The sequence below is a fragment of the Azorhizobium oxalatiphilum genome, assembly GCF_014635325.1.
GTDB classification, from domain to species: domain Bacteria; phylum Pseudomonadota; class Alphaproteobacteria; order Rhizobiales; family Xanthobacteraceae; genus Azorhizobium; species Azorhizobium oxalatiphilum.
Window position 1 is genome coordinate 244,065 of sequence record NZ_BMCT01000004.1, and the last position, 21,749, is coordinate 265,813.

At 66.8% G+C, this 21,749-nt stretch carries 21 protein-coding genes; 12 read left to right on the forward strand and 9 right to left on the reverse strand.

The genetic code is table 11. The features are described from left to right. Positions 1-38: 38 nt before the first annotated feature. A complete protein-coding gene (locus IEW24_RS15510) occupies positions 39-1,409 on the forward strand; it encodes a glutamate--cysteine ligase (protein ID WP_188580204.1) in 1,371 nt (456 codons plus the stop codon). Between the two features lie 25 nt (positions 1,410-1,434). Here IEW24_RS15510 and IEW24_RS15515 read toward each other — a convergent pair whose 3' ends face one another. Further along, positions 1,435-2,319 (reverse strand): LysR substrate-binding domain-containing protein, encoded by an 885-nt coding sequence (locus IEW24_RS15515; protein ID WP_188580643.1) that lies wholly within the window; start codon positions 2,317-2,319, stop codon positions 1,435-1,437. A 164-nt stretch (positions 2,320-2,483) separates the two neighbouring features. Here IEW24_RS15515 and IEW24_RS15520 point away from each other — a divergent pair, with 164 nt between their 5' ends. Further along, the gene (locus IEW24_RS15520) at positions 2,484-2,828 is read left to right on the forward strand and encodes a DUF1127 domain-containing protein (RefSeq protein WP_210324227.1); all 345 of its coding nucleotides are present in this window, start codon (positions 2,484-2,486) and stop codon (positions 2,826-2,828) included. Positions 2,829-2,915: 87 nt separating this feature from the next. On the opposite strand, the gene IEW24_RS15525 is transcribed toward IEW24_RS15520, so the two are convergent. From IEW24_RS15525 to IEW24_RS15540, 4 genes are all read right to left on the reverse strand, one after another. Further along, positions 2,916-3,872, reverse strand: a complete 957-nt coding sequence (locus IEW24_RS15525; RefSeq protein WP_188580207.1) for a DUF937 domain-containing protein — start codon at positions 3,870-3,872, stop codon at positions 2,916-2,918. 43 nt (positions 3,873-3,915) lie between these two features. After that, positions 3,916-5,340, reverse strand: a complete 1,425-nt coding sequence (locus tag IEW24_RS15530; protein ID WP_188580209.1) for an MATE family efflux transporter — start codon at positions 5,338-5,340, stop codon at positions 3,916-3,918. A 125-nt stretch (positions 5,341-5,465) separates the two neighbouring features. Next, on the reverse strand, positions 5,466-7,307 hold the full coding sequence (locus IEW24_RS15535; protein WP_188580211.1) for a monovalent cation:proton antiporter-2 (CPA2) family protein: 1,842 nt from the start codon (positions 7,305-7,307) through the stop codon (positions 5,466-5,468). A 108-nt stretch (positions 7,308-7,415) separates the two neighbouring features. Further along, positions 7,416-7,970: an invasion associated locus B family protein gene (locus IEW24_RS15540; protein ID WP_244644440.1), complete on the reverse strand. Its 555-nt coding sequence runs from the start codon at positions 7,968-7,970 to the stop codon at positions 7,416-7,418. Positions 7,971-8,382: 412 nt separating this feature from the next. Between IEW24_RS15540 and coxB the strand changes: the two genes are divergently transcribed. From coxB to IEW24_RS15585, 9 genes are all read left to right on the forward strand, one after another. After that, complete coding sequence (coxB, locus tag IEW24_RS15545) at positions 8,383-9,231, forward strand: cytochrome c oxidase subunit II (RefSeq protein WP_188580213.1); 849 nt, start codon at positions 8,383-8,385, stop codon at positions 9,229-9,231. Between the two features lie 127 nt (positions 9,232-9,358). After that, the gene (ctaD, locus tag IEW24_RS15550) at positions 9,359-11,038 is read left to right on the forward strand and encodes a cytochrome c oxidase subunit I (RefSeq protein WP_188580215.1); all 1,680 of its coding nucleotides are present in this window, start codon (positions 9,359-9,361) and stop codon (positions 11,036-11,038) included. A 260-nt stretch (positions 11,039-11,298) separates the two neighbouring features. After that, positions 11,299-12,243, forward strand: coding sequence for a heme o synthase (gene cyoE, locus IEW24_RS15555; RefSeq protein ID WP_188580217.1), 945 nt, complete (start codon positions 11,299-11,301; stop codon positions 12,241-12,243). 103 nt (positions 12,244-12,346) lie between these two features. Continuing rightward, positions 12,347-12,490, forward strand: a complete 144-nt coding sequence (locus IEW24_RS29160) for a cytochrome c oxidase system small membrane protein (RefSeq protein ID WP_507762632.1) — start codon at positions 12,347-12,349, stop codon at positions 12,488-12,490. Positions 12,491-12,498: 8 nt separating this feature from the next. Continuing rightward, positions 12,499-13,188, forward strand: coding sequence for a cytochrome c oxidase assembly protein (locus IEW24_RS15565; RefSeq protein ID WP_188580219.1), 690 nt, complete (start codon positions 12,499-12,501; stop codon positions 13,186-13,188). A gap of 112 nt (positions 13,189-13,300) precedes the next feature. Continuing rightward, positions 13,301-14,179, forward strand: coding sequence for a cytochrome c oxidase subunit 3 (locus tag IEW24_RS15570; RefSeq protein ID WP_188580221.1), 879 nt, complete (start codon positions 13,301-13,303; stop codon positions 14,177-14,179). Between the two features lie 76 nt (positions 14,180-14,255). Beyond that, positions 14,256-14,654 carry a DUF983 domain-containing protein gene (locus IEW24_RS15575; protein ID WP_188580223.1) on the forward strand — a complete coding sequence of 133 codons (399 nt, stop codon included), beginning with the start codon at positions 14,256-14,258 and terminating at the stop codon, positions 14,652-14,654. Between the two features lie 38 nt (positions 14,655-14,692). Further along, positions 14,693-15,463 (forward strand): SURF1 family protein, encoded by a 771-nt coding sequence (locus IEW24_RS15580; protein ID WP_188580224.1) that lies wholly within the window; start codon positions 14,693-14,695, stop codon positions 15,461-15,463. Between the two features lie 83 nt (positions 15,464-15,546). After that, positions 15,547-16,800, forward strand: a complete 1,254-nt coding sequence (locus tag IEW24_RS15585) for an NAD(P)/FAD-dependent oxidoreductase (RefSeq protein WP_188580226.1) — start codon at positions 15,547-15,549, stop codon at positions 16,798-16,800. Positions 16,801-16,806: 6 nt separating this feature from the next. On the opposite strand, the gene IEW24_RS15590 is transcribed toward IEW24_RS15585, so the two are convergent. Together IEW24_RS15590 and IEW24_RS15595 are read right to left on the reverse strand one after the other, a co-directional pair. Next, positions 16,807-17,313 carry a hypothetical protein gene (locus IEW24_RS15590; RefSeq protein ID WP_188580228.1) on the reverse strand — a complete coding sequence of 169 codons (507 nt, stop codon included), beginning with the start codon at positions 17,311-17,313 and terminating at the stop codon, positions 16,807-16,809. Positions 17,314-17,392: 79 nt separating this feature from the next. Continuing rightward, the gene (locus IEW24_RS15595; RefSeq protein WP_188580230.1) at positions 17,393-18,397 is read right to left on the reverse strand and encodes a P1 family peptidase; all 1,005 of its coding nucleotides are present in this window, start codon (positions 18,395-18,397) and stop codon (positions 17,393-17,395) included. Positions 18,398-18,602: 205 nt separating this feature from the next. Between IEW24_RS15595 and IEW24_RS15600 the strand changes: the two genes are divergently transcribed. Then, complete coding sequence (locus tag IEW24_RS15600; protein ID WP_188580232.1) at positions 18,603-19,334, forward strand: cytochrome c biogenesis CcdA family protein; 732 nt, start codon at positions 18,603-18,605, stop codon at positions 19,332-19,334. Positions 19,335-19,340: 6 nt separating this feature from the next. Here IEW24_RS15600 and IEW24_RS15605 read toward each other — a convergent pair whose 3' ends face one another. Both IEW24_RS15605 and IEW24_RS15610 read right to left on the reverse strand, forming a co-directional pair. Further along, the gene (locus IEW24_RS15605; protein ID WP_188580234.1) at positions 19,341-20,351 is read right to left on the reverse strand and encodes a glycosyl transferase family 90; all 1,011 of its coding nucleotides are present in this window, start codon (positions 20,349-20,351) and stop codon (positions 19,341-19,343) included. A 148-nt stretch (positions 20,352-20,499) separates the two neighbouring features. Next, positions 20,500-21,600, reverse strand: a complete 1,101-nt coding sequence (locus tag IEW24_RS15610) for a branched-chain amino acid ABC transporter substrate-binding protein (RefSeq protein ID WP_188580236.1) — start codon at positions 21,598-21,600, stop codon at positions 20,500-20,502. Positions 21,601-21,749: the final 149 nt, after the last annotated feature.

Here is a 21,749-nt window from a genome sequence, read left to right on the forward strand (position 1 = left end):
AAGCAGAGCCTGCCTTGGGGAACGGGGAATAGGTCTTCATGGCGCGCGATACGACGGACGCCACACCCATCCGCTCGCGCGACGAGCTGGTGGCCTATCTGGAGGCGGGCAACAAGCCCGAGCAGTCCTTCCTCCTCGGCACCGAGCACGAGAAGATCCCCTTCACCCTCGGCCGGCACGAACCCGTGCCCTATGACGGCGAGAAGGGCATCCGGGCCATCCTTGAAGGCATGCGCGACATCATCGGCTGGGAGCCGATCATGGAAGGCGAGACCATCATCGGTCTGGCCGATCCGCGCGGCGGCGGGGCCATCTCGCTGGAGCCCGGCGGCCAGTTCGAGCTGTCCGGAGCCCCGCTGGCCTCCATCCACGAGACCTGCTCGGAGCTGAACACCCACCTGGAGCAGGTGCGCAAGGTGGCGGAGCCGCTGGGCGTCGGCTTCCTCGGCCTCGGCATGAGCCCCAAATGGACCCGCGCCGAAACGCCGGTGATGCCCAAAGGCCGTTACAAGATCATGTCCGGCTATATGCCCAAAGTGGGCAAGCTCGGGCTCGACATGATGTTCCGTACCTGCACCGTGCAGGTGAATCTCGATTTCTCCTCCGAAGCCGACATGGTGGAGAAGCTGCGGGTGTCGCTGGCGCTTCAGCCCATCGCGACCGCGCTGTTCGCCAACTCGCCCTTCACCGAGGGCAAGCCCAACGGCTTCCTGTCCTTCCGCTCGGAGATCTGGCGCGACACGGACAATGCCCGCGCGGGCATGCTGCCGTTCGCCTTCGAGGACGGCATGGGCTTCGAGCGCTATGTGGACTACGCGCTTGATGTGCCGATGTATTTCCTGAAGCGCGGTGACAGCTATATCGACGTCTCCGGTTCTTCCTTCCGCGACCTCATGGCCGGCAAGCATCCCGCTGCCATGGGCGAGGGGGCGACGCAGGCGGACTGGATCAACCATCTCTCCACCATCTTCCCGGAAGTGCGCCTCAAAAGGTATCTGGAGATGCGCGGCGCGGATGCAGGCCCGTGGGCCAAGCTGTGCGCCCTGCCGGCCTTCTGGGTCGGTCTGCTCTATGACCGCCAGAGCCTCGATCAGGCGTGGCAGCTGGTGAAGGACTGGACGGCGGAACAGCGGCAGGCGTTGCGCGACGACGTGCCTCGCCTCGGCCTCAAGGCCGAGATCGGCGGCCGCAGCGTGCATGACATTGCCCGCGATGTGCTGGCTCTTTCCAAGGCTGGCCTCGCCCGGCGCCGGCATCTCGACAGTCAGGGGCGCGACGAGACCCGCTTCCTGTGCACGCTGGAAGAGGTGGTCGCCACCGGCCGTACGCCGGCGGATGTCCTGCTGGAGCGCTATCACGGCGCGTGGCAGGGCTCGGTGGAGCCGGCGTTCGAGGAACTGGCCTACTGAGGATGAGGCGGGTCGGCAGGCCCGCCTATTCGGCCGCCGCCGTGGCCTCGGTGAGGTTGTCGAGGCCCTGGATGATGTGATTGGCCAAGGCATCGGCAAGTGCCGAAGGCTCGTGGCGGTTGCGCAGCAGGCCGATGTCGCAGGGCGGCAGCGGGGGGAAGCCCTCGGATGGCCCGAGCACGCGCATGCCGGGGCGCAGCGCCGATTCCGGCACCACCGAAACCGCAAGCCCGGACAGGACGGCGGCGGATACCGCGCCATGATTGGGGCTGCTGTAGAGCATGCGATAGGCCCGCCCGGCGGCGGTGAGCCGCGTCATGGCTACGTCCCGCCACTGGCAGGTGGGCTGGCCAAGCGCCAGCGGCGTCGGTGTTTCCAGATGGGCGGAATGGCGTAGCGAACTCACCCAGAGCAGGCGCTCGCGCCGGATCACCTGGGCGTTGCGGCCGGTGATCTCCGTGGCGGTGATAATGGCGAGATCGATGGTGCCGGCGGCGATGTGCTCGCTCAGGCGAAAGCTCGGCTCGCACACCACGGTCAGCTCCACCGAGGGATGGGTGCGCGAGAAGCGGGCCATGATGTCGGGCAGATAGCGATCCGCGTAATCATCCGGCACGCCGAGGCAGACCCGGCCCGAGAGCGCCTCGTCAGCGAAAGCGGCCACAGCCTCCAGATTCAGCTTCACGATGCGCCGGGCGTAATCGAGCAGGCGCTCGCCGTCTGCGGTAAGGCGCGAGGCGCGTCCGTCGCGGGCGAACAGGGCCCGGCCCACCCGGTCTTCCAGCCGCTTCATCTGCATGGATACGGCGGACTGGGTCTTGTGCACCACGTCCGCCGCGCGGGTGAAACTGCCGGTTTCCGCGATGGCGACAAAGGTGCGCAGGTGGTCCGTATCGAGCAGCACGGTCATGGCGGCCTCATGGGCAATGGCGGGAGAGCCGATCCCGGCAATCATCATCTGTGATGATATTTGGGATGAATAACATTCGCTAGTCTGATTCATCGCCCTCCGTCACAACATCCGCGCCGGCGCAGCGAAATCGGGTGGCAGCCACCCGCTGGTCTGTAGGAGGAATGATCCACGCCCGGCCGATGGAGATGAAAATGGCGAGCCTTGGTGAGATGAAGAGTGCAGTCGCAGAGCCTTTCGGCGCCCGCTTGGTGGGTATCGCCAGCGTGGCCGTGCGTTTCGTGCGCCATATCACCCAGGCGATCGCCCGCCGCAACGAGCTGAACGCGCTCGGCGGCATGAGCGACAGCATGCTGCGGGACATGGGTATCGACCGCGGCGACCTGCGCGATGCGGCGTCCGTACCGTGGTGGTCGGACCCGACCGAGGTGCTGGTTCAGCGCTCGGTGGAGCGGCAGGCCGCCCGCAGGATGCTGCTGCGGCAGATGATCCGGAAATCGCAGATCTGAACCGGATCCGACTTTCCCATCGCGGTCGCCCCTCGTGACCGCCGCCTCGCCCGCGCCGTCAGACGGCGCGGGCTTTTTCTTGGCCGGTCAGGATTTCTTGCCGCCATGGCCGCGCCCGGAGGCACGGTCGAGCATCTGGCTCCAGAAATCGAACGGGTAGAAGCCCGTGGGGCCGCTCCCGGTGCCGCCGGTCTTGGGCAGATCGAAGGGGGAGAAGCCGGGCGGGAACCCCTGCGCGAAGAATTGCGCGAAATAATCCTGGAAGGGCAGGGGCGCCGGAGCGGCCGGGGGCGGCGGAGGGGCCGGCTTGGGCTCGGGCTTGGGCGCAACGGCCGTCGTCCAGGCCTGCATGGGCATCTGGAAGTTGGTCATGGCGGTGGTGATGGTTTCGGCCAGCGCTTCCCATGGATTGGGGCTGCGCCGGGTCTCGCCCCTGAGGCCATAGGGAGATTGGACCATCATCTGGGCGAAGGAATCGATCCAGGGATTGCCGGTGCTTCGGGTCGCGGCCTGCGGCGGTGGGCTCAGCAGGTTGCCAAGCGCATCGATCCAGGGATTGCCGGTGGGCAGGGGCTGTCCGCTGGCGCGGGCCAGCGAGGCGGCCAGCAACTGGTTCATGGCGCCGGAGGCGGCCAGCGACTTGGCCAGTCCACCGAGCAGCAAAGTGGCGAAGGAGGGCATCACCTGCTTCACCACGGCGGTGGCGAGGCCGGAGGTGCTGGCGGCATGGTCGGCCACGGCGCGGGCCACGTCCGGGCTGCCGAACACCGTGTCCAGAACCGGATTGCCGGGCCGGGCCAGATCGTTGGGCGCGGTGGGCGGATGTTCATAGAGCGCGCCATACGGCCCGCTCATCATCAGCACGGTGAGGTTGGCCATGCCGTCAGGCGACTGCATGGCACGCTGCATGGCGGCGGAGAAGGCCGGCATCAGCGCCTCCATGACGCGCTGCGCCTGCTGCGCGGAAAGCCCGTAGAGGCTCGCGAGGTTCTCGACGCCCTGCCCACCTTGTGCGGCACGCAGTAATTGTACGAATTGATCCATGCACGGCCTCCCCGTGGGAGCCTATGCCATTGTGGAGTCGAAATCACCTGTCGATGGCGACTGCATCCTGCGGCGAAGCGAGCGGGGGCAGTTCGGCGGGCGCCGGATGGGATTCCGGCATCGGCTTGCCGGCCTCGGCTGTCCTGCGAATTTTATCGATCAGCCGGAACGCGAACACCATGGCGGGAACACCGAACACCGCCGCGCCCAGCGACTGGCCGAGAATGACGCCGTTCGCCCCCATGAGATGCCCGCCGATCCAGACGAACGGCATGGTGCCCAGCGTGGCGCGGCCCCAGTTGAAGCCGGTGGACAGCAGCGGGGCGCCGAGATTGTTGAAGGCGGCGTTGGAGACGAACATCGCGCCGAGAAAGATGAAGCTGCCGGCCGAAATCAGGCAGAAGAAGGCCACGATCTCCTGCGCGTCCGGTGCCAGGCTGAAGGCGGCGGCGATCTGGTGGCGCCCGAGCGCCAGCAGCACCCAGACCGCGCCCACATAGACCACGGTGAGGATCAGGCTGTCGCGTAGCGTGGTGCGCAGACGGTCGAAAAGGCCGGCACCGATGTTCTGGCCGAAGATGGGACCAACCGCACCGGTGAGGGCAAACAGCGGCCCGAAAGCCACCGGAATGGTGCGCCCGATCACCGCCCAGGCGGCGACCGCCTGATCACCATAGGGCGATAAGGCGCTGGTGACGAAGGCGTTGCCTACCGGCGTCGCGATGTTGGTCAGGATGGCGGGAATGGCGATGGAACCGAGCGCCTGGGCATGGTTCAGCAGGAGCGCCAGCCGCGGCCGCACGAACAGATTGTGCGTCTTTGAACACCAGTAGAGGCCCATGGCCGCCATGGCGCAGCGGGAGAGGATGCTGGCGATGGCCGCGCCATCCACACCCAGCCCCAGCCCAAGAATGAGCAGCGGATCGAGCACCGCCGTGACCAGACCGCCGCCCAGCGTCACCCACATGGCGCGGCTGGCGTCACCGGTGGCACGCAAAAGGCTGGACGTCACCATGCCGAGCCCCAGCAGGGGCGTGGACAGGGTGACGAAGGACAGGAAGCGATGGCCGATCTCGGCCGCCTGTCCGCGCGCGCCCAGAAGGTGCAGCACCGGGCCAATCAGCGGCAGGAGAAGGAGGGTAAGGAGGACCGTCGCCACCGTCATGTAGAGCACGGAGGCGGTGGCCAGCCGGCGGGCGTGGCGCGGCCGGCCTGCGCCCAGCGCGCGGGAGACCGTGGCCGAGGCGGCGATCATGATGCCCAACGCCACCGACGTGGTGAAGAACATGATGGTGCCGGCATAGCCGATGGCTGCTGCCAGCTCCGCCTCGCCCAGAAGCGAGATGTAGAACAGGTTCAGCAGGTCCACGATAAACACTGCCACCAGCCCGAGTGATCCGGTCGCGGTCATCACCGCCACGTGCCGCATGATCGGGCCGCGGGTGAAGATGGGCGCGGGGCTCTGCATGGGGAATGATCTCGGGGCTGGATAAAGAAACGGGGCGCAATCAGGCTAGGCCCAAGGCGGCAAGGCCGGGGGCAGGGCCCGCCAAGAATGGGTAGGCGGACGCCCGTTCGCAACCGGCCGAGAGGTCAGCCCGAGAATTCGGTCTCGTGCGACAGGACGTCCTGCGCCTCGGGATTGAGCGGGCGGGCGGGCTTTTCGGGCGCGGTGAGCGGCTCGGGCTCCACCTTGCGGGGCGTGACCATGTCCATGCCCGCGTAAAGGCCTTCCTCCATCTGCCGCAGCAGGCGGGCGCGGTCACGCTCGCGCACGTCCGCCACGCGCTGCCGGGCGGTCTCGGCGTCGATGCCCAGCGACTCCAGCGTGCGCGAGCTGAAGCTGAAGGCCGATTCGAGGGTTTCGCGGATTTCGAAATCCACGCCCTTGCGCAGCAGGTCCATGGAATGCACCCGGTCGTAGCTGCGCACGAACAGGCGGGCCTGCGGCATGGAGGCCTTCACCATGTCCACGATGCGGGTGGCGGTATCCTTGTCATCCACGCAGACGGCGATCACCTCTGCCGTCTCAGCACCGGCCGAGCGCAGCACGTCGAGTCGCGTGCCGTCGCCGTAATAAATGTGGACGCCGAACCGGCCGGCGCTCTGGATCATCTCCACATCGTTGTCGATGATGGTCACGCCCACGTTTTCCGCCAGCAGGCACTGGGAGACCACCTGTCCGAAGCGGCCGAAGCCGATGATCAGGACGCTGCCGTTGGCATCGGAGAAATCGTCCGGCTCCGGCTCTGCTTCCGCCTTCTTCAGGCGCGGCAGCAGCAGTTCGATGCCCGCGAAGGCCAGTGGGCCGATCATCATGGTGATGGCGGCCGTGGCGGTGAGCAGCGAGGCCTGCTCCTGATCGAGAATGCCGTTCGACAAGGCGAGCGGAAACAGCACGAAGGCGAATTCGCCTGCCGGCATGAGCACCGCGCCTGCCCGCAGTCCATCGGCCAGATCGCGATGCACGCCGCGATATAGAAAGAAGACCACGGAGAACTTGATGGCCGTAATCATCACCGCGCCCGCCAGCACCGGCACCAGATGCGGCACCACCACGGCCAGATCCAGCGACATGCCGACGCCCATGAAGAACAGGGCCAGCAGCAGGCCGCGGAAAGCGTCGATATTGGCTTCCAGTTCGTGGCGGAACGTACTTTCCGACAGCAGCAGCCCGGCCAGGAAGGCCCCCAGCGCCATGGAGAGGCCCGCAAAGGCCATCAGGCCGGCGGCCCCCAGCACTACGAGGAGCGCGGCGGCGGTCATGGCCTCGCGCGCACCGGAGCGGGCCAGCAGGCGGAACAGCGGGTTCAGCAGGAAGCGGCCGGCCAGGATGATGGTGCCGATGGCCGCCACCATGCCGCCGGCTTGCAGCAGCACCTGCATGGGCGGGCGGGCGGCCACGTCCTCGCCGCCGGGGGCCAGCAGCGGCACCAGCGCCAGCAGGGGTACGATGGCGATGTCCTGAAACAGCAGGATGGAGAAGGCCCGCTGGCCGTAGCCGGACGACAGGTCTCCGCGCTCCGAGAGCAATTGCAGGGCGATGGAGGTGGCGGACATGGCCAGCGCCATGCCGGAGATGATGGCCCCGGCCCAGCCGAAGCCGAGGAAATAGTCCACCACGGCGATGACCGCGCCGGTGCAGAGCAACTGCGCGGTGCCGAGGCCGAAGATGTAGCGCCCCATGGACAGGAGGCGCGAGGGCTGGAGTTCGAGGCCGATCAGGAACAGCAGCAGCACCACGCCAAGCTCGGCCACCGTGATGACGGTCGAGGGATTGGCGACATTGATGCCCGAAGGGCCGATGGCGATGCCGGACGCGAGATAGCCGACCACCGGCGAGAGGCCGAGCCGCTTGGCGATGGGGACGGAGACGACAGCCGCTGCGAGGAAGGCAAGGGCGCTCAGAAAGAGCGTGTGTTCATCCCCGTGCATTCGCCTCGTCTCCCCACGGCCCCGCCGATGCGCGCTTGTGGCGCCCAAGCATGGCCAAACCGTGCCCCACTTTTCGAATTCACCGCTTCGCTCCGCAACGATGGTGAATTATTTCAGCGCGTCGAATCCGGGGCCGAAGCCGTTGAGGCTCAGCGGGATGCCGATGCCTTCCTCGGGGGTCTGGAAGATGATGAAGGTGGCCTGCTTGCCGCTGCGCAGCTTGCCGATCAGCGCATCGTCCATGACCACTTCCGCAACGCAGCCATTGGGCAGGCAACGGACGAAGCCGGCGCGGCCCACATCCGTATCGTCGATCTTCAGGCCGAGGCCGGAGGGCAGCAGAACGCCCAGCGGCGCGAGCACGCGCAGCAGGCGGCTCTTCTGATCGGCGGTGCGCAGCACGATGACGGTGAGGCCGACGTTGGGCCGGTCATCGGCCTGCACGCTCTGCAGCAGCACGCACTGCTCGCTCTGCGCGCCGGGCGGGGTATCGCAGCGAATCTGCCAGTCGCCGAAGGTCTGCTTCACCACGCCCTGCGCCGCGGCGGGGGAGGCCATGCCCATGCCGATGACGAGGCCGGCAAGGCCGAGCACCGGCGCGAGCGCGCGCAGGCGGGGCAGGGCCGAAGCCAGAAGACGGCGAGGGGACAGCATCAACATCATATAACAGGCTCCAGCCATGCAAGGCGACCTAGCCTGCGGCCGTAATAGTCACGTCTTGCTTAAGGGGCGCGACGTGCATGTCAAGAATGTGGAGGGCTTGGCAACCCTTTGTGGATCACCAAAACGACATCGCAAAGACATCAGAAATGTGTGGAATTTTTCTAAACAGTCCGCTCCATGCGTGGGTTTGATGGGGACCCATGCTCCGACTTTGTGTCGCAGCGGGGGCGGAGTTCGCCTAATTGCGGGGCCCCCTGAATTGTGATTGATGTAAATCAAGAAAAGAGCCAGGGCGCCCATGGGTCGCAGCGGCGCGCGTTTGCCGCAGCGGAAAACAGAGCTCAGGGCAGTGCTGGTCACGGGTTGAAACACCAGGTCCGGCGGTGGCCTCGCCTCCGGGGAGAGCGCAGACATGAATCTGTTCGTCCGTTCCGTCGCCTTCGCCACGACCGCGCTGGCGGCATCGGCAGGGGCCGGTACAACCGCATGGGCCGGCATGGGCCAGCCCTCCGACTGGCAGATCGGCCTTCAGGGGGCCGCCACGCCGGTGATGGAGAGCATCCACTCCTTCAACACCTTTTTGCTGGTCATCATTTCGGCCATCGTGCTGTTCGTGACGGTGCTGCTGGCGATCGTCGTCGTGCGCTTCAACGAGAAGGCCAATCCGGTCCCCTCCAAGACCACCCACAACACCGCCATCGAGGTGGCGTGGACCGTGGTGCCGGTGATGATCCTGCTGGCCATCGCCATTCCCTCTTTCCGCCTCCTGAACCTCGAGCTCCACACGCCGGAGCCGGATATGACGGTGAAGGTCACGGGGCATCAGTGGTACTGGTCCTACGAATATCCGGACAACGGCGGGTTCAGCTTTGATTCGCTGATGATCGCCGAGAAGGACCTGAAGCCGGGGCAGCCGCGCCTGCTGGCGGTGGACAATGAGGTGATCGTGCCGGTGAACAAGACCGTGCGGGTCTATGTGACCAGCGCCGACGTGATCCACTCCTTCGCGGTGCCGTCCTTCGGCGTGAAGATCGACGCCATTCCGGGTCGCTTGAACGAGTCGTGGTTCAAGGCCACCAAGGAAGGCGTATATTACGGCCAGTGCTCGGAGCTTTGTGGCCGGGACCACGCCTTCATGCCGCTTGCCGTCCGCGTGGTGAGCCAGCAGGACTTCGACGCCTGGGTCGGGCAGGCCAAGCAGAAGTTCTCGGAAGCGCCGGTTCCGGCGACGGGCCAGATGGCGGATGCCAGCGCGCGCTGAGCGCGGCAGGCATCAAGGCCGGCCCCGGGGCCGGAGACCGAATGGGACCGCACGGCGGTCCTCGACAGAATGAAGACGGGGCGGCCGTGCCAGGGGCCGGCGCTCCCGGAGACCGAGGATCGAACCTATGGCCACCGAAACCACGCCTTCCGCCGGCGCAGCGTCTCACGCGGCGGAAGCCCATGGTCATGACACCCATCACGACGCCCATGCGGGCGGCTATGGCGAGCACCACGAGCACGTGCCGACCGGGTGGAAGCGCTGGGCGTTCTCCACCAACAACAAGGATATCGGCATCATGTACCTGATCTTCGCCATCGTGGCGGGGATCGTGGGCGGCGCCCTGTCCATCGGCATCCGGCTCGAGCTCATGGAGCCGGGCCTGCAATATTTCAAGAATCCGCAGACGTTCAACGTCTTCACCACCGGCCACGGCCTCATCATGATCTTCTTCATGGTGATGCCCGCGCTCATCGGCGGCTTCGGCAATTATTTCGTGCCGCTGATGATCGGCGCGCCGGACACCGCCTTCCCGCGCATCAACAACATCGCCTTCTGGTTGCTGGTCCCGGCCTTCGCTCTGGCCATCATGTCGCTGTTCGTGGAAGGCGCGGCGGGTTCCGACGGCTTTGGCGGCGGCTGGACCATCTATCCGCCGCTCTCCTCCAAGCTCGGCCATCCCGGCCCGGCCATGGACCTGCTGATCTTCTCGCTGCATGTGGCCGGCGCTTCGTCCATCCTCGGCGCCATCAATCTCATCACCACCATCTTCAACATGCGCGCCCCCGGCATGACGCTGCACAAGATGCCGCTGTTCGCCTGGGCGCAGCTCATCACCGCCTTCCTGCTGCTTCTGTCGCTGCCCGTGCTGGCCGGCGCCATCACCATGCTGCTGACCGACCGCAACTTCGGCACCACTTTCTTCGACCCTGCCGGCGGCGGCGACCCGATCCTGTTCCAGCACCTGTTCTGGTTCTTCGGGCACCCGGAGGTCTACATCCTCATCCTGCCGGGCTTCGGCATCGTCTCGCACATCATCTCCACCTTCTCCCGCAAGCCGATCTTCGGCTATCTGGGCATGGCCTACGCCATGGTCGCCATCGGCGTGGTGGGCTTCGTGGTGTGGGCGCACCACATGTATACGGTGGGCCTCTCGGCCTCCACGCAGTCCTATTTCGTGGCCGCGACCATGATCATCGCGGTGCCCACGGGCGTGAAGATCTTCTCCTGGATCGCCACCATGTGGGGCGGCTCGCTGCAGTTCCGCACGCCGATGCTGTGGTCCATCGGCTTCATCTTCCTGTTCACGGTCGGCGGCGTCACCGGCGTGGTGCTGTCCAATGCGGGCATCGACCGCTCGCTGCACGACACCTATTACGTGGTGGCCCACTTCCACTACGTGCTGTCGCTGGGCGCCGTGTTCGCCATCTTCGCCGGCTGGTACTACTGGTTCCCGAAGATGAGCGGCTACATGATCCCGGAATTCTGGGGCAAGCTGCACTTCTGGCTCACGTTCATCGGCGTGAACATGGTGTTCTTCCCGCAGCACTTCCTGGGCCTCGCCGGCATGCCGCGCCGCTATGCGGACTATCCGGATGCCTTCGCCCACTGGAACTACGTCTCCTCCATCGGCTCCTACATCTCGGGCGTGGCGGTGCTGGTGTTCCTGACCGGCGTGGCTCTGGCCTTCGTCCGCAAGGAGAGGGCAGGCGACAATCCCTGGGGGCCGGGCGCAACCACGCTGGAATGGACGCTGCCCTCGCCGCCGCCGTACCACCACTTCGAGGTGCTGCCGCGCATCAAGTGAGGGGCTTGTTCGCCGGTGTGCCGGAAGGGGCGGACGCCGCTTTCGGTATCCGGTGCGGGCACCTGACGCGGCATCTGGCGCGGGCGGAATGTCCAAGTGCCTGACGCCACGAGACGTGACATGCAGACGCACCCGTCGTCCTGATACGCAGGGCGGCCATGTTCCCGCCAAGGGTGGTTGTCCGGGCCTTGCACCTTTAAGGAGCAGTCCCGATGGGGAGAAATCCCGACAGTCCGGCCGGGCGCGGTGGATGAGAGCTGATGAGTGACGTAAGCGTTGGAATGACCGAAAAGCAGGCTCTGGGCCTGGCGCCTGAGGCGCCGGGCGGCCTCGCGACGCCGCGCGACTATATCGCGCTGCTGAAGCCGCGGGTGATGTCGCTGGTGATCTTCACCGCGCTGGTGGGGCTCGTGCGGGCACCGGACCATGTGCACCCCGTGATCGCCTTCACCGCCATCCTGTGCATCGCGGTCGGTGCCGGTGCGGCGGGCGCGCTCAACATGTGGTGGGACGCGGACATCGACCGCGTGATGACCCGTACCCAGAGCCGCCCTATCCCCTCCGGCCGGGTGACGCCGCAGGAGGCGCTGGCCTTCGGCCTCACGCTCTCGGCCTTTTCCGTCGTGGTGCTTGGCCTGCTGGTGAATGTGCTGGCGGGGGCGCTGCTAGCCTTCACCATCTTCTTCTACGTGGTGGTCTACACCATGTGGCTGAAGCGCTCGACGCCGCAGAACATCGTCATCGGCGGCCTTTCCGGCGCGCTGCCGCCCATGGTCGCCTGGGCCGCCGCCTCGGGCTCCATCAGCCTCGAGAGCGTGATCCTCGTCGCCATCATCTTCTTCTGGACCCCGCCGCACTTCTGGGCGCTGTCGCTCTACCGGGCGGATGACTATGCCCGTGCCGGCGTGCCCATGCTGCCGGTCACTGCCGGCCCGGACGAAACGCGCCGGCAGATCCTGCTCTACACCCTCTTCCTCGTGCCGCTGGCCATGTCGCCGACCTTCCTCGGCGAGGCCGGGCTGGTTTATGGCGCGGTGTCGGGCGTGATGGGGCTGGGCATGCTGATGGCGGCCATCAAGGTCTATCGCCTGCGTACGGGCGAAGAGGCCACGAAGGCGGCCAAGAAGATGTTCGGCTTCTCCATCCTGTACCTGTTCCTGCTGTTCGCCACGCTGCTGGCGGAAGCGCTGATCGGGAGGATCTGAGCCCTTGGCGCAGGACGTGCACGACACGGTCCGCAAGGACACGGGAACGGACGCCGGGGCCGGCAAGGCCCCGCACGCGGCGCCACCCGGCGTTACGGACGGCGTGGTGCTGACCCCCGAGCAGGTGCGCCGCCGCCGCGCGCGCTCGGTGGCGATAGCGTCTGTGCTCGGGTTTCTGGTGCTGCTCTTCTACGTCGTCACCATCGTGAAACTCGGCCCCGGCGTGGTGCTGAACCGACCCCTGTGAGGTGAGCCATGGACGTGCGCGAGACTGATCGACCCGCTCCGTCCACTCAGGACATAACGTCCGCTGCTCTCACCTCTGCCGCGCCTGCCTCGACCGTTGCCTTGCCCGGCCGGCGGCGGGGCCGCCGCACCGAGACGATGATCGTTGCCGGCTGTGTGGCCTTTGTGGGCGCCATGGTCGGCGTCACTTATGCCTCGGTGCCGCTCTATCGGGCCTTCTGCGCGCTCACCGGCTTTGGCGGCTCCACCCGCACGGGGGACGCCGCGCCGGCCAAGGTGCTGGACCGCACCATCACCGTGCGCTTCGACGCCAATGTGGCCCCGGGCCTCTCCTGGGATTTCCGCCCCGAGCAGACCAAGGTGGACGTGAAGGTCGGCGAGACCAAGATGGCCTATTATTTCGCCGGCAACCGCAGCCCGGCGGAAACCTTCGCCAACGCCACCTACAATGTCATGCCCCCCACGGCTGGCGCCTATTTCGTGAAGCTGGAATGCTTCTGCTACAGCGAGCAGAGCCTGAAGGGCGGCGAGAAGGTGGACATGCCGGTGGTCTTCTATGTGGACCCGGCCATCGCCGATGATCCGGAGATGGAAGGGCTCACCACCATCACGCTCTCCTACACCTTCTTCCCGGCCCAGCCGAAGCCGGGATCGCAGGCGCGGGTCGAGCCGGAAAAGCCGCAGGGCAAACCGATGTGAGATTACCGGGCTGACGCAGCGCTTCGCGGGCGGCGGCTCGGTTGTAAGGATGTGGCACAACGCCAATTGTGCCATAGTTGAACAAGAACGGGATAAGGGGAGGCCGCGAGAGATGGCCCAGGGACACGCCGAGGCACACGCTGTTGCGGGGGCGGATGCGCATGCCGCACCCAAGCATCACGATTATCACGTCGTCGATCCGAGCCCGTGGCCGATCATTGGCTCCATCGCCGCCTTCGTGATGGCGGCGGGCGCAGTGCTCTGGATGCACGGCGGCAGCGCCCTTCCTATGAGCCTCGGTCTGCTGGGCGTGCTCTACACCATGTTCGGCTGGTGGCGGGACATCGTGCGGGAGAGCCGCACCGGCTACCACACCAAGGTGGTGCAGATCGCTTTCCGCTATGGGACCATCCTGTTCATCGCCTCCGAGGTGATGTTCTTCGTGGCATGGTTCTGGGCTTTCTTCGATGCGGCCCTGTTCACCGACGAGGCCATCAACTTCCAGCGTGCCGAATTCACCGGCGGCATCTGGCCGCCCAAGGGCATCGAGGCGCTGAACCCCTGGCACCTGCCGCTGCTCAACACGCTGATCCTGCTCACCTCCGCCACCACCATCACCTGGGCGCACCATGCGCTGCTGGAGGGCGACCGGCAGGGCCTGAAGTGGGGCCTCTGGTGCACCATCATCCTCGGCGTGGTGTTCAGCCTGTGCCAGGCATTCGAATATGCCCACGTGCATTTCGGTTTCTCGGGCAACATCTATGGCGCCACCTTCTTCATGGCGACCGGTTTCCACGGCTTCCACGTGATCGTGGGCACCATCTTCCTGATGATCTGCCTGCTGCGGACGTATCTGGGCGACTTTACGCCGGAGCGGCACTTCGGCTTCGAGGCCGCCGCCTGGTACTGGCACTTCGTGGACGTGGTGTGGCTGTTCCTTTTCACCTTCATCTATGTGTGGGCGGCAGCGGGCCACGCTGCCGCGCACTGACTTTGCTTGATCCGGGAAGGGGCGGCCTTGCCGCCCCTTCGTGCTTTGCAGGAGGGCGGGGGAGCCTTGGGGCCACATGAGCAGCAATGAGCGCCATCCCCTGCAGGAAGCCTACTTCACGCCGGCCTCGCCGGTGGCTGCGGGGCTCGCTTGCCGTTGTCCGCGCTGCGGCCGTGGCAAGCTGCTGAAGGGCTTTCTCTCGCTCGCGCCCCGCTGCGAGGTTTGCGGGCTGGACTATGGCTTCATCGATGCCGGCGACGGGCCGGCGGTGTTCGTCATCCTGTTTGCCGGCGCCATCGTGGTGGCGCTCGCCTTCTGGGTGGAGGTTCGCTACCAGCCGCCCATGTGGCTCCATGCGGCGCTCTGGGGGCCGACCATCCTCGTGGTGACGCTAGGGCTGCTGCGCCCCCTCAAGGGGCTGCTGGTGGGCCTGCAATATCGCAACAAGGCCGCCGAGGGGCGGCTGGACCGATGAGACCGGCCACATCCGATCCGGCGCGAGTCTCATCCGCCATGGCGAAAGGTGGCGGCCGGGAGGCTGGCGCGATCGGCCGGATCCTCGGCCTGGCGGCAGCGGGCTGCGCCTTCCTCATCCTCGTCGGCCTTGGCATCTGGCAACTGGAGCGGCTGGCCTGGAAACAGGAGCTGACGGCGCAGGTGGAAACCCGCGCCAATGCCATCGTCCGCGCTCTGCCGCCGGCGGCGGCCTGGGGCCAGCTCACGCGCGCGCGCTCCGAATATGACCATGTGGCCGTCACCGGCACCTTCGACCATGCCAAGGAAACGCTGGTCTACACGGTGCTGTCCGACACCAAGGCCCCGTTCAAGGGGCAGGGCTATCTGGTCATCACGCCGCTGATGTTGCCGGGCGGCCATGCGGTGCTGGTGAACCGGGGCTTCGTGCCCGCCGACCGGCGCGATCCGGCCACCCGCGCGGCGGGGCAGGTGGCGGGGGTGGTCAGCATCACCGGGCTGCTGCGCTTTCCCGAGGAGGCAAGCCTCTTCGTGCCCGCCAACGACCCGGCGAAGAACGACTGGTATCGGCGCGAGCCGGGCGAGATCGCCGCCGCGCGCGGGCTCAAGGGGGCGGCGCCCTTTCTCATCGACGCGGATGCCAGCCGCAATCCCGGCGGCCTGCCGCAAGGCGGCGAGACGCGTGTCGCCTTTCCCAACCGCCATCTGGAATATGCGCTCACCTGGTTCGGCCTTGCCGCTGCGCTCGTGGGCGTTGTGGCGGCGGTGGCGATCTCGCGCCGCGCGCGCAAGACGTCTCTTCTTTCCTGAGATCATGTTGCATCGCGCTTGAAAGCCGGCTGAAAAAATCTCTATCAAGGCTATGCGGGCACGGGGCCGGCCGGAGGAAAGCCATGGCGCGCACGGATGCGATCGTGCTGGGAGCGGGGATCGTCGGTGTGAGCGCCGCTCTGCATCTGAAGGCGCGGGGACTCTCCGTGGCCCTCGTGGACCGGCAGGCGCCGGGCGAAGGCACCTCTTTCGGTAATGCGGGCAGCATCGAGGTCAGCGCTTTGCTGCCGGTGTCCCTGCCGCGCGATCCTTTGACGCTGCTGCGCCATGCCCTGAAGCTCGCGCCCCAGAGCAATTACCGTCTCGCCGCCTTGCCGTCCTATTTCCGCTGGCTGCTGGCCTATTTCGCTGCCTCCACGCCTGAGCGACAGCAGGCCATCGGCCGCGATCTGCGCCCTCTGATGGCGGCAGCGCGCGCCGAGCACCACGCGCTGGCCAAGTCCGCCGGTGCCATGGGGCTGCTGTCCGCCACCGGCTGGCTGAAGGTCTATCGCAATGAGGCGGACCTCGCCGCCACCGCCACCGAACGGGCCATGGCGGATGAACTGGGCGTTGCCTACACGCTCCTCAACGAGGCTGGCGTGCGCAAGCTCGAGCCGGCGCTGAAGCCCGGCCTTGCGGGCGGGGTGCATTGGACCGACTCCGACAATGTCAGCGATCCCGGTGGTCTGGTGAAGGCCTACGCGGCTTTGTTCGAGCAGCAGGGCGGCCTGATGCTGAAGGGCGACGCGCGCAGCCTGCGCCAGAGCGGCGGGCGCTGGCGGGTTGAGACGGCGGAAGGCCCCGTGGATGCGGAAGTGGCCGTGGTGGCGCTGGGGCCGTGGAGCCTCGACCTGCTGAAGCCGCTGAACATTCCCGCGCCGCTGCCCATGGCGGTGAAGCGCGGCTATCACGTCCACTTCGAACCCAAGCCCGGCCTCACCCTGTCGCGCGGCATCGTGGACCGCACGGGGGGCTTCGCCCTGCAATGGACCCGCGGCGGCATCCGCGCCACCACCGGTATCGAGTTCGCCCGCCGGGAGGATCCGCGCACAGACATTCAGGTGCGGCGCGTGATCGCCAATGTGCGCAAGCTGGTGCCGCTGGAAGAGGTGAAGCAGGCCGAGCCGTGGCTCGGCTTCCGTCCGGCCTTTGCCGATTCCAAGCCGGTGATTGGCCCCGCGCCGGGCCTGCCGGGCCTGTTCCTGGATTTCGGCCACAGCCACTGGGGACTGACGCTGGGACCAGCCTCCGGGCGCCTCATCGCCGACATGGTAACGGGGGCGACTCCATTCGTGGATCCGGCCCCCTATGCGCCGACGCGCTTTGCGGCCTGAGGTCGCTCAGCGCACGTAGAAAGCCTTCGGCCGCACGCCTTCCTTGAAGTAGCCGACGAAGGCGACCACGCCGATCGCCTGCGACAGCAGGCCGGGCATCAGCGTGGCGAGGTCCATGATGGTCGCGCCCTCCGGCAGCACGAGGCCCCGGATGGAGAACTGGCAGAAGGCCGTGACCGCCAGCCAGACGACCAGCAGCACCGGCGCGATGGAAAGCGCGTGGCGCGAGCGCATCACCGTCATCACCACGAACATCACGGACCAAAGGAACAATAGGGCCTGAGGCACGAGGCCGAAGCGCAGCATCTGGGTCGAGATGGACGAGCCCGAGACCGAATCCACGATGGAGGAGAGGGCGCCGCCGGTGCCGAGTGCCGAGATGAGCGTGAACAGCCCGGCCAGCGGCACCGCGACGATGCCGCAGGTGCACCAGAAGATGATGGCCAGCATGCCGCCGAGCGCGCCTTCGGCGCTGGAGCGCCGACGTCTGGAAACGGGCGGGATGGCGGACATGGCGGCTCCTTTGGGGCGACTCAGGGGTCCGCTCCCTCTAGCAGACTTTGACCGGGATGGAGCTAACCCTTGCGTGCAATCAGCCGGCTGCGGCAGCCGGAAACACGTCCCGCCACGCGGGCTGGGCATCCGCATAGGGCAACGCGGTGGCCTCATAGACACCGCGCGCTACCGCCCGAGCGAGCACAGCGGCGGCGGTGGCGCCGATGGTGAGCAGATCGCCCACCGGCTCGGCCAGCGGCGTGCGGCCGGTGGCGAGGGCAAAGACGCAGTCGCCATCCAGCGGCGTGTGTATGGGGAAGAGCGAGAGGGCGAGCCCATCCTGCGCCATCACGGCGAAGTGTCGCGCCTGAGCCCCTGTGAGCACCGCATCGGTGGCGACCACCGCGATGGTGGTGGCGGTGCGCGGCGTCACGCCCTTGATATGGATGGCCGCGCCATCGGCGGGCAGGGAGGCGGGAAGGCCCAGGCCGCCGAACTCACCGTCCTGTTCGAACGGGGCAGCGCGGAAATGCGGGCCGGAGCCGAGCAAGGGGCAGCCCACCGCATTGACCGCCACCAGAGCTGAAACCCGATGGCCGGAGGAGGTGAAGGCGGATGCCGAGCCGAGGCCACCCTTTACCCGTGCGGTGGTGGCGCCCATGCCGGCGCCCACGCTGCCAAGCGCGAAATCGTGTCCGGCGGCGTCCGCCGCCTGAATGCCGAGCGCGCGATAGGGCGGCTCCATGCCCCAATTCTTGTCACCGCCATTGAGCAGATCGAACAGGATGGCAGAGGGCACGATGGGCACCCGCACATCGCGCACCGCAAAGCCACGGCCATGGGTGGCGAGCCATGCCGTGACGCCGGACGCCGCATCGAGCCCGAAGGCGGAACCGCCGGACAGGACGATGGCATCCACGGTCTGGACGGTGCGGGAGGGATCGAGCAGGTCCGTTTCCCGCGTGCCCGGTCCGCCACCGCGCACGTCCACCGCAGCAACGGCCGGCGGATCGCACAGTATGGCGGTGACGCCGGATCCCACGGCGGCATCGCTCGCATGGCCGACCATGAGACCGGGAACATCGGTAAGGAGGTTCTGCATGATCACGCCTCGCGAGACAGCTTAGGCTTTCATCCCTACGGCGATGTGTCCGTTCTGGAAAGCGCATCCGGTGCGCGGGCTGCGACAGGACGCGGCTTCACAACGCGGGGAGGCTTGATGCGCAGGGCTTGCCGCACGCACGCTCCGGGGCCATGAACGGGGCAGCCGCGCGCTTTTCGCTGCCGGCACCAGTTTCAAGGGTCCGATGGCCGACGTTACGCTTCCCGCCGCCTTCATCGCCGGCCTCGCCAGTTTTCTGTCGCCCTGCGTGCTGCCGCTGGTGCCGCCGTATCTGTGTTACATCGCCGGCACCACGCTGGATGATCTGACCAATGCGGAGCCGCTGAAGCAGGTGGCCCGGCGGGCCTTCTACGGCGCCCTTCTGTTCGTGGCCGGCTTCACGGTGGTGTTCGTGGCGCTGGGCGCCGGTGCGTCCGCCATCGGCAACGTGCTGCGTGCGCACCAGAACGCGCTCTCCGTCATTGCTGGTATCGCCATCATCCTGATGGGCCTGAATTTCCTCGGCGTGTTCCGGATCGCCTTCCTGTCGCGCACCGCGCGGGCGGAGGTGGCACAGCCCACCAGCCTGTGGGGGGCATTCGTGATGGGGCTGGCCTTCGCCTTCGGCTGGACGCCGTGCCTCGGCCCGGTGCTCGGTGCGATTCTGGCGGTGGCGGGCTCGGAGGCGACTGTGGCCAAGGGGGCGGGGCTGCTGGCGATCTATTCGGCGGGGCTTGGCGTGCCCTTCCTCATTGCCGCGCTGGCGGTGCGGCCGTTCCTGAAGAGCCTGAGCCACATCCGCCGCTATCTGCCCATGGTGGAGAAGGGCATGGGTGCACTGCTGCTGCTGACCGGCATCGCCTTCCTCTCCGGCGGCATCGCCAGCGCCAGCTACTGGCTGCTGGAGACCTTCCCGATCCTCAGCACGTTGGGTTGAGACAGCTCAGGACTTGTATTCCTTGAGGCGCGGACCGTCGGGTGTTTCGGCAGTCGGCGCGCCGAGCGCGGCGTGGAGGCGTGCGAGTACTACCTCGGTCTCGGTTTCCACCGTCCGCGACAGCGCGAAGGCCTGGCCATCGGCCGCGATCTGCCGACAGGCGTCGGGATGGCTGCGGCACCACTCGATCTTCTCGGCAAGATCGGAAAGATCCGCCTTCACCGGCACATAGTGCACCCATGGCACAAGGGCATCATAGAACCACTGCCTGAAGCCGTAGGGCGAGGAAATCTTCAGCACGCAGCAGCCGAGCAGCAGCCGGGAGAAGAAGTTCATCCAGGCAGCGGAGAAGCCGTCCACATCGAGGGCATACCGCACCTTGACCCATTCCAGCGGCCCGATGCGCTCGCGGCTGATACCGAAGGGCGCGAGGTCCGCCCGGCCGGCGAAGGCCACATCGACGCCGGGCATGTCCTTCAGGGCGAGACACATGCGCACCCGCTGGCGCAGCAATGGATTGGCGGGGTCCATCCAGCTGTGGGTGATCTCGCCCTGTCCGGAAGGCGCGCCGCGCCAGCGCACCACATCCTCGCGGGCGTCCCACGCTACGACCTTGGCAACAGCGCGATAGGGCGCATAGACGCGCGGCGTCATGAAAGCCCGGTCGGGGATCAGCACCGAGTCGGGATGGTTGGAGCAGAAGGTGAGAACGCCGGGGAGGGCGCTATGGTCCGCAAGGCTCGCCTCCAGCCGGGGCAAAGCGGCCCGCGCGGCGAAATAGGCCATGATGGGGCCGCGCTTCCAGAGGCTGTTGATGCCCTCGCGCGACAACAGAGCCTCGCCGGCGGTCACGGTGAGCCAGCGGCCATCATTCTCGAAGCTCAGCTGGTCTGCCGTTCCGGCGCGTACGCGCACCCGGCGCCCGGCGGGCACCACGGTGCTAAAGCGGGTCGCCACCGCGAGCCGCACCGCAGCCTGCGGCGTGGCACGGAAGAGGAGGTCGGAGAGATCAGCCATGTGCCTTGGCTTATAAGGGGATCATGGCTGTTTTCGGTAGGGCTTTTTTGAGCCTGATCGCCATCGTGATCAATCCGCCGCGCTGATCAGACGAAAACGCCCGCGCGTGATGCGCGGGCGCCGTGATGCCTATCTGTCGGCCGCGACTTCAAAGCTCCGAATAGCCGCCGTCCTTCCAGACGTAGACCACATAGTCGAGCTTGGTCAGGTCGCCCTTCTTATCGAAGGCGAGCGGGCCGAGCACGGTATTGAAGGTGGCGCCGGAGTGCATGTACTCGGCGACCTTCTTGGGATCGACAGACTTGGCGGCTTCCGCTGCCTGCTTGATGATCTGCACGGCGGCGTAGGAATAGAGCACGTAGCCTTCCGGATCGATGCCCTTGGCCTTGAACTTCGCCACGATGTCCTTGGCTGCCGGGTTGTTGCGCGGATCGGGGCCGAAGGTCATCAGCGTGCCGGCAGCACCCGGACCGGCGATGGTCCAGTATTCCTTGTCGGTGATGCCGTCGCCGGAGAACAGGACCGTGCTCATGCCCTGGTCGCGCATCTGGCGCACCAGCAGGCCGGCTTCCGGATGCAGGCCGCCATAATAGAGCACATCCACGCCCGCGGCCTTCAGCTTGGAGACGAGGGCGGAATAGTCCTTTTCACCGGGCGTGATGCCCTCATAGACCACTTCCTTCACGCCACCCTTGTTGATGGCCTTCTGGGTCTCATCCGCAAGGCCCTTACCGTAGGGGGTCTTGTCGTGGACGATGGCGATCTTCTTGTCCTTGAGGCTCTTCAGGATGTACTCGCCGGCCACCGCGCCCTGCTGGTCGTCGCGGCCGCAGGTGCGGAACACGTTCCACAGCTTGCGCTCGGTGAAGGTCGGGTTGGTGGAGGCGGGGCTGATCTGGAGGATGCCGCCTTCCTCATAGTTCGTGGAGGCCGGGATCGAGACACCGGAATTGAAGTGGCCGACCACGTACTTCACGCCGTCGGATACGAACTTGTTGGCGATGGACGTGCCCTGCGCCGGGGTGGAGGCGTCGTCGCCGACGAAGAGCTGGATCTGCTGGCCGAGGATGCCGCCGGAGGCATTGATGTCGGCGACCGCCTGATCGACGCCGTTCTTCAGCTGGGCGCCGAAGGCGGCGTTAGGGCCGGTCAGGGGGCCGGCGACGCCGAGCTTGACCTGAGCCTGAGCACTGGCCGCGAAAGCAAGACTGGCACCGAGCGCAAGCCCGGCAAGTAGAAGCTTCCTCATCCGTATCTCCTCTGGTGGTCCGCAAACGTTTCTGAGGGGGCGGGCGGCAGCGATGCGCTGCTCTTCTTGAGGTCCTCCGGAACAGAAACGCCCGCAGGTCGCGGGCGTTTCCATTTTCAGTGCTCTGTCATTGCGGGCCTTTCCGGCCG